This is a genomic window from Actinoallomurus acaciae (assembly GCF_042429965.1).
Taxonomy (GTDB): domain Bacteria; phylum Actinomycetota; class Actinomycetes; order Streptosporangiales; family Streptosporangiaceae; genus Actinoallomurus; species Actinoallomurus acaciae.
The window spans coordinates 1-6,777 of the sequence record NZ_JBHLZP010000438.1 but is presented as its reverse complement, the minus strand read 5'-3'; the positions used below and the strand labels follow the sequence as shown (position 1 = coordinate 6,777).

Genomic DNA, 6,777 nt, shown 5'->3' with positions numbered 1-6,777 from the left:
AGCAGCCGGTCCTCGCCGGCCGCGGCGGCGACCTCGGCGAGCCGGGGGCCGAGGATGAACCGGCCCTGGGTGTCGCGGTGGACCAGCCGGTGGTGCTCCAGCGCGACGGCGAGGCGGTGGGCGGTCGGGCGGGCCAGGCCGGTCGTCTGCACGAGCTGGGCCAGCGAGGCGGGGCCGGCCTCCAGGGCGTTCAAGACGAGTACCGCTTTGTCAAGTACGCCGACTCCGCTAGAGTTGTCCATGCCTCGATACTGCCGTCTCGCAATCTGAGATGCAAGTCGTGAGCAAAGGAGCTCCAGGACCAAGAAGAGGTGGAGTGATGGGCCGGACACTGGCGGACAAGGTTTATGACGCGCACGTGGTGCGCAGCACGGAGGGCGAGCCGGACGTCCTCTACATCGATCTTCACCTCGTCCACGAGGTGACGAGTCCGCAGGCCTTCGACGGCCTGCGCATGGCGAGCCGCAAGATCCGCCGGCCGGACCTGACGATCGCCACCGAGGATCACAACGTCCCGACGACCGACATCCTGGCTCCGATCGCCGACCCGGTCTCCCGGACGCAGGTGGAGACCCTGCGCAAGAACTGCGCCGAGTTCGGCGTACGCCTGCACCCGATGGGCGACGAGGGCCAGGGCATCGTGCACGTGATCGGCCCGCAGCTCGGGCTGACCCAGCCCGGCATGACGGTCGTCTGCGGCGACTCGCACACCTCGACGCACGGCGCGTTCGGCGCGCTGGCGTTCGGCATCGGCACCAGCGAGGTCGAGCACGTCCTGGCGACGCAGACGCTGTCGCAGAACAGGCCCAAGATGATGGCGGTCACCGTGAACGGTGAGCTGCCCACCGGCGTGACCGCCAAGGACCTGATCCTGGCGATCATCGCCCGCATCGGCACCGGCGGCGGCCAGGGCCACATCATCGAGTACCGCGGCGAGGCGATCCGCGCGCTCTCGATGGAGGGCCGCATGACGGTCTGCAACATGTCCATCGAGGCGGGCGCCCGCGCCGGCATGATCGCGCCGGACGAGACGACCTTCGCCTACCTCGAGGGCCGCCAGCACGCCCCGCAGGGCGCCGACTGGGAGGCCGCCAAGGAGTACTGGCGGTCGCTGCGCACCGACGACGACGCCGTCTTCGACCGTGAGGTCGTCATCGACGCCGCCGAGCTCACCCCGTTCGTCACCTGGGGCACCAACCCGGGCCAGGGCGCGCCGCTGTCCGGGAGCGTGCCGGACCCGTCCTCGTTCGAGGACCCGACCCGGCGCAGCGCCGCCGAGCGGTCCCTGGAGTACATGGGCCTCGACGCCGGCACCCCGCTGCGCGACATCGCCGTCGACACCGTGTTCGTCGGCTCCTGCACCAACGGCCGCATCGAGGACCTGCGCGCCGCCGCCGAGATCATCAAGGGCCGCAAGGTCGCCGACGGCGTCCGCATGCTGGTCGTCCCGGGTTCGATGAGGGTCAAGGCGCAGGCCCAGGAAGAGGGTCTCGACGCCGTGTTCACCGAGGCCGGCGCCGAGTGGCGCGAGGCGGGCTGCTCGATGTGCCTCGGCATGAACCCCGACCAGCTCAAGCCGGGGGAGCGCAGCGCCTCGACCTCCAACCGCAACTTCGAGGGCCGGCAGGGCAAGGGCGGACGCACCCACCTGGTCTCGCCCGCCGTCGCCGCCGCCACCGCCGTCACCGGCCGCCTGGCCGCTCCCGCAGACCTGTAACGAGGGGACCCAGCAGACATGGAAGCCTTCACCGTTCACACCGGGCGCGCCGTGCCGCTGCGGCGCAGCAACGTCGACACCGACCAGATCATCCCGGCCGTCTGGCTCAAGCAGGTCAGCCGTACCGGCTTTGACAAGGGCCTGTTCTCCGCCTGGCGGGAGAACCCGGAGTTCGTGCTGAACCGTCCGGAGTACGCCGGGGCGTCGATCCTGGTCGCCGGGCCGGACTTCGGCACCGGATCCTCGCGCGAGCACGCCGTCTGGGCCCTGCAGCAGTACGGCTTCCGCGCCGTCATCTCGGCCCGCTTCGGCGACATCTTCCGCAACAACGCCACCAAGATGGGCCTGCTGCCGATCGAGCTGCCCGAGGACTACGTCGAGCGCCTGCAGGACAAGATCGAGGCGAACCCGGCCAAGGAGTTCACCATCGACCTGCCCGCCCGCGAGCTGCGCTGCGACGAGGGCGGCGTGCGGTCCTTCGAGATCGACGACTACACCCGCTGGCGTCTGACGGAGGGGCTCGACGACATCGGGCTCACCCTGCGGTACGCCGACGACATCACCGTCTTCGAGAAGAACCGGCAGCCGTGGCTCCCGGTGACCGCCTGAGAGACCGCCCGTCTATGCCGGCGAGGGCGCTCGTCGCCCCCGCCGGCGGCCTCGCCGCGCCGACGCCACCGAAAAAATCGAGTGTGATGATGAACGCATCACGCGGGGGCTGGAACGATCCGGAGCTCGACGCCCTGGCGGACGGCCTCCGGGTCGCGCACGCCCGGGTCGCGAACCTATCGCCGCTGGTCAGGCCCCAGATGACCCGGCATTTGCTGGTGATCACCGACCTCGCAAAACGGGATGCCGCGCTCGCCCTGAGACGCCTCGAATCATTCCTCAGTGATCTCGATGGCGATGAAAACGTTCCCTGAACGGCACTTCGGCCTGCGACACAGCCGAAAACCTCGGCCATGGGTGATTGTGTAGATGCTGCGAGTCCCCTAGTTTCAAGCGAGCAAGGGGGAAGAGGAGTAACCCATGAACAAGCGTGAGCTCGTCGACGCTGTCGCCGAACGAGTTGGCAGTAAGAAGATCGCGGGAGAGGCCGTCGACGCGATTCTGGACACCATCCAGGACACCGTCGCCAAGGGGGAGAAGGTCGCCATCACCGGCTTCGGCTCCTTCGAAAAGGCCGATCGACCTGCCCGAGAGGCCCGCAACCCGGCGACCGGCGCCACCATCAAGGTTCCGGCGACGTCGGTGCCGAAGTTCAAGGCCGGCGCCGATTTCAAGGGCCAGGTTGCCGGTCCCAAGAAGAAGTAAGAACGACACATACGGTCACGGCGCCCGGAGAGACATCCCGTCTCCCGGGCGCCGTCGACGTTCGCGAGGCAGGCCCTAGGGCAGGGGGAACGTCGACAGCGTGATCGCGGTGATCCAGCCGTCCTCGACGGCGATGTTGACCCGCTGACCGAGGCGCAGCAGCCGCAGGCCGCCGGCGTCGAACGCCAGCGCGCCGAAGGACAGCTCGCTTCCGTCGTCCAGCAGCACGCTTCCGCTGCGCGTGTCGCGGTCGAACGCCTTCACCGTCGCCTGCATGACCGTAGAGCCTAGCGGCGGGCGGAGGGCAGGAGGAGGGCGACCGAGGCCGTGCGCGGGCCGACGCCGAGTTCGAGGGCGGCCCGCAGGTCATCGATCGTGTCGACGTCGCGGCGCACGCTAGGGACGTCGTCGAACGCCAGTTCCCGCGCGCCGCCATCGCGGTGGCGGGTCCGTGACTCCAGGCCGAAGGCCGGGGCGAAGATCGCGTCCGGCCGGGCGGTGTAGAGCGTGGTGCCGATGCCCGCCGCGTCCGGGACGAAGGCGTTCGGCACCGCCGCCGCGGCGTCCAGCACCCGCGTCAGCTCGCCGGGCCGCAGCGACGGCAGGTCGGCGCTCAGCGCGCCGACGGCGCGTTCGGGGGCCAGGCGCCGGGCCTCGGCGGCGCCGTGCACCAGCGCCGGGTTCAGGCCGTCGTCGGGTTCGTCGGGCACGATGATGGCGCCGAGCGCGGCCAGCTCCGGTGCCGCGACCGGGTCGTCGGTGACCACGACGACCCCCTCCACCCGTGATGATCGGAGCACGGCCGATACCGTGTCGGTCGCGATCGCCAGCGCGAGTCGCTCGCGGTGCGGCCCGGCGGGTCCGGACAGACGCGACTTCGCCCGTGCCAGCGGCTTGACCGGCACGACGAGCGTCCAGGTGAGACGGTGGGTACGAGGCATCGTGGGTCGACACTATGCGGAACCAACCGCGAGACTTGACCGGACCCCCGCAGTTCGCGGGCACGAACCTAGGAGATGGGCAATGAAATATTCGCCCGTGTGGCGCACGATCGTCGTGGGGATCCTGCGGCCGTTGCTGTTCAACCTGCTCAAACGCGACTGGAAGGGGCAGGAGAACATCCCGCGCACGGGCGGCGTGGTCATCGCGCCCAACCACCTGTCGGAGTCCGACCCGCTGGCGCTGGCCCACTTCGTCTACACCGCGGGCCGCTTCCCGGTGTACCTCGCCAAGGACTCGGTGTTCAAGAGCCGGGTCCTCGGCCACATCCTCCGCCGTACCGGCCAGATCCCGGTCTACCGCGACCGCTCCGACGCGGGTCTGGCGCTCCGCGACGCGGAGAAGGGCCTGCGTGCGGGCGAGTGCGTGATCTTCTACCCCGAGGGCACCTGCACCCGCGACCCGGACCTGTGGCCGATGACCGGCAAGACCGGCGCGGCCCGCGTCGCCCTCACCACCGGCGTCCCGGTGGTCCCGGTCGCGCACTGGGGCGCGCACGAGCTGTGGCGGTACGGCACGAAGAAGATCCGGCTGTTCCCGCGCAAGACGATGCACGTCGTCGCCGGGCCGCCCGTGGACCTGTCGAAGTACGAGGGCAGGCCGCTCGACACCGAGACGCTCACCGCCGCGACCGCCGACATCATGGCCGCCATCGCCGCCCTGCTGGGCGAGCTGCGCGGTGAGACGCCGCCGGAGACGCTCTATGACCACCGCGAGGCGACGCGCGCCGCCCGCGCCGCCGAGCGCACCGCCGACGCGGACGACAAGGACGACAACGGCGACAATGACGGCACGGACGGCACGGACGGCGAGAACGAGGAGGCCAAGGCCTCTTGAAGATCGCCGTACTGGGAGCAGGGTCCTGGGGGACCGTCTTCGCCAAGGTGCTCGCCGACGCGGGCGGCGACGTCACCCTGTGGGGACGCCGTACGGACGTCGTCGACGCGATCAACCAGACCCGGCGCAACCCCGACTATCTCCCGGAGACCACGCTGCCGGAGCGCCTCAGCGCCACCACGGACGTCGCCGAGGCCCTCGACGGCGCGCCGTACATCGTCCTGGCCGTGCCCGCCCAGACCCTGCGCGCCAACCTGCGGGAGTGGCGGCCGCTGATCGGCGGTGACGCCGTGCTGGTCAGCCTGATGAAGGGCATCGAGCTCGGCACGTGCAAGCGGATGAGCGAGGTGGTCCGTGAGGTCGCCGAGGTGCCGGAGGAACGGGTCGCGGTGATCAGCGGGCCCAACCTGGCCCGCGAGATCGCGCTGGAGCAGCCGTCGGCCGCCGTCGTCGCCTGCACCGACGAACCGACCGCGCAGAAGCTCCAGCTCGCCTGCATGACGCCCTACTTCCGCGCGTACACCAACACGGACGTGGTCGGCTGCGAGCTGGGCGGCGCGGTCAAGAACGTCATCGCCCTGGCCGTCGGCATCTCGGTCGGCATGGGCATGGGCGACAACGTCCGTGCCCTGCTGATGACGCGGGGCCTCGCCGAGATCGCCCGGCTCGGCGCGGCGCTCGGCGCCGACCAGCACACCTTCGCCGGGCTGGCGGGCATGGGCGACCTCGTCGCCACCTGCGGCTCGCCGCTGTCGCGCAACCGGACGTTCGGGGAGAACCTCGGCCGCGGCATGAGCCTGGACGAGGTCATCGCCGTCACGAAACAGACCGCCGAGGGCGTCAAGTCCTGCGACGCCGTGCTGGAGCTCGCCCGGCGCCACCACGTCGAGATGCCGCTCACCGAGGGGATCGTGGCCGTCATGCACCGCGGCCTGAGCCCCGTCGAGGCCGGCCGGCTGCTGATGTCGCGCACGCCGAAGCCGGAACGCTACGGAGTCTGAAGAACATGACCGAACGGAGCGAGGGAGTCAAAGGACGCGTCCCGGTGGTCACTCCCTCCGACGAAGGAGGGAACATGACCGAACAGCCGTCCGGTGAGAACACCCGCGCGATCCACCTCCCGCCCACCCCCGTGCCCCGTCAGGAGCCGCTCGGCACGCCGGTGTGGCGCTCGGCCACCTACGCCTTCCCGACGTCGCAGGAGTACGCCGACGTGCTGGGCGAGCGCATGCCGGGCTACACCTACAGCCGGATCGACAACCCGACCTCCGACGGGTTCGCGGCGGCGGTCGCCGCCCTCGAGGGCGCGCGCCTCGGCGGCGTGACGGGCGAGGCGTTCGCGTCGGGCATGGCGGCGATCACCGGCGTGCTCCTGGCGTACACCCACGCGGGCGCGCACGTCGTGGCGCCGGCGGCGGCGTACGGCGGCACGTACGGGCTGATGTCGCAGCTGCTGTCGCGGTTCGGGGTGCTGACCGACTTCGTCGACGTGACCGATCCCGCGCAGGTACGCGCGGCGATCCGGCCCGAGACGCGGCTCATCTGGGCCGAGACCCTGGCGAACCCCACCATGGCCGTGGCCGACCTGCCCGCGCTGGCGGAGGCGGCACACGAGGCGGGGGCGCTGCTGGTCGTCGACTCGACCTTCGCGACACCGGTCGTCTGCCGCCCGCTGGAGCACGGCGCGGACCTCGTCGTCCACTCGGCGACCAAGTACATCGGCGGGCACAGCGACGCCACCGGCGGTGTCGTCGTCGGGCGTCCCGGCGTGGTCGCGCCGGTCCGCGAGGTGCGCCTCCACACCGGAGGAGCGCTGGCGCCGGACGAGGCCTTCCTGCTGCGCCGCGGGCTGGAGACGCTGCCGCTGCGGGTGCGCCGCCAGTGCGACACGGCCGCGCTGCTGGCGGCCG

General features: G+C 71.0%; 10 protein-coding genes. 7 read left to right on the top strand and 3 right to left on the bottom strand.

Going from position 1 to position 6,777, the window contains the following annotated elements:
* Positions 1 to 242 (bottom strand): helix-turn-helix domain-containing protein (locus ACFFNX_RS37655; RefSeq protein ID WP_378210852.1); only part of this gene is annotated, 242 nt, incomplete at its 3' end.
* Between the two features lie 77 nt (positions 243 to 319).
* On the opposite strand from ACFFNX_RS37655, the gene leuC reads away from it, so the two are divergent.
* The 4 genes from leuC (at position 320) to ACFFNX_RS37635 (ending at position 3,031) form a co-directional block, all read left to right on the top strand.
* On the top strand, positions 320 to 1,717 hold the full coding sequence (leuC, locus tag ACFFNX_RS37650) for a 3-isopropylmalate dehydratase large subunit (protein WP_378210851.1): 1,398 nt from the start codon (positions 320 to 322) through the stop codon (positions 1,715 to 1,717).
* 18 nt (positions 1,718 to 1,735) lie between these two features.
* Positions 1,736 to 2,326 carry a 3-isopropylmalate dehydratase small subunit gene (gene leuD, locus ACFFNX_RS37645; protein WP_378210850.1) on the top strand — a complete coding sequence of 197 codons (591 nt, stop codon included), beginning with the start codon at positions 1,736 to 1,738 and terminating at the stop codon, positions 2,324 to 2,326.
* 14 nt (positions 2,327 to 2,340) lie between these two features.
* A complete protein-coding gene (locus ACFFNX_RS37640; protein WP_378210848.1) occupies positions 2,341 to 2,640 on the top strand; it encodes an SCO5555 family protein in 300 nt (99 codons plus the stop codon).
* Between the two features lie 106 nt (positions 2,641 to 2,746).
* On the top strand, positions 2,747 to 3,031 hold the full coding sequence (locus ACFFNX_RS37635) for an HU family DNA-binding protein (RefSeq protein WP_285569221.1): 285 nt from the start codon (positions 2,747 to 2,749) through the stop codon (positions 3,029 to 3,031).
* A gap of 75 nt (positions 3,032 to 3,106) precedes the next feature.
* Here ACFFNX_RS37635 and ACFFNX_RS37630 read toward each other — a convergent pair whose 3' ends face one another.
* Positions 3,107 to 3,307 (bottom strand): cold-shock protein, encoded by a 201-nt coding sequence (locus ACFFNX_RS37630; RefSeq protein WP_378210846.1) that lies wholly within the window; start codon positions 3,305 to 3,307, stop codon positions 3,107 to 3,109.
* An 11-nt stretch (positions 3,308 to 3,318) separates the two neighbouring features.
* A complete protein-coding gene (gene cofC, locus ACFFNX_RS37625) occupies positions 3,319 to 3,972 on the bottom strand; it encodes a 2-phospho-L-lactate guanylyltransferase (protein WP_378210844.1) in 654 nt (217 codons plus the stop codon).
* A gap of 82 nt (positions 3,973 to 4,054) precedes the next feature.
* Between cofC and ACFFNX_RS37620 the strand changes: the two genes are divergently transcribed.
* From ACFFNX_RS37620 to ACFFNX_RS37610, 3 genes are all read left to right on the top strand, one after another.
* Positions 4,055 to 4,867 (top strand): lysophospholipid acyltransferase family protein, encoded by an 813-nt coding sequence (locus tag ACFFNX_RS37620; protein WP_378210842.1) that lies wholly within the window; start codon positions 4,055 to 4,057, stop codon positions 4,865 to 4,867.
* Positions 4,864 to 5,868, top strand: a complete 1,005-nt coding sequence (locus ACFFNX_RS37615) for an NAD(P)H-dependent glycerol-3-phosphate dehydrogenase (protein ID WP_378210840.1) — start codon at positions 4,864 to 4,866, stop codon at positions 5,866 to 5,868. Before ACFFNX_RS37620 ends, ACFFNX_RS37615 begins: the two co-directional genes overlap by 4 nt.
* A 74-nt stretch (positions 5,869 to 5,942) precedes the next feature.
* Positions 5,943 to 6,777 (top strand): trans-sulfuration enzyme family protein (locus ACFFNX_RS37610; RefSeq protein ID WP_378210839.1); only part of this gene is annotated, 835 nt, incomplete at its 3' end.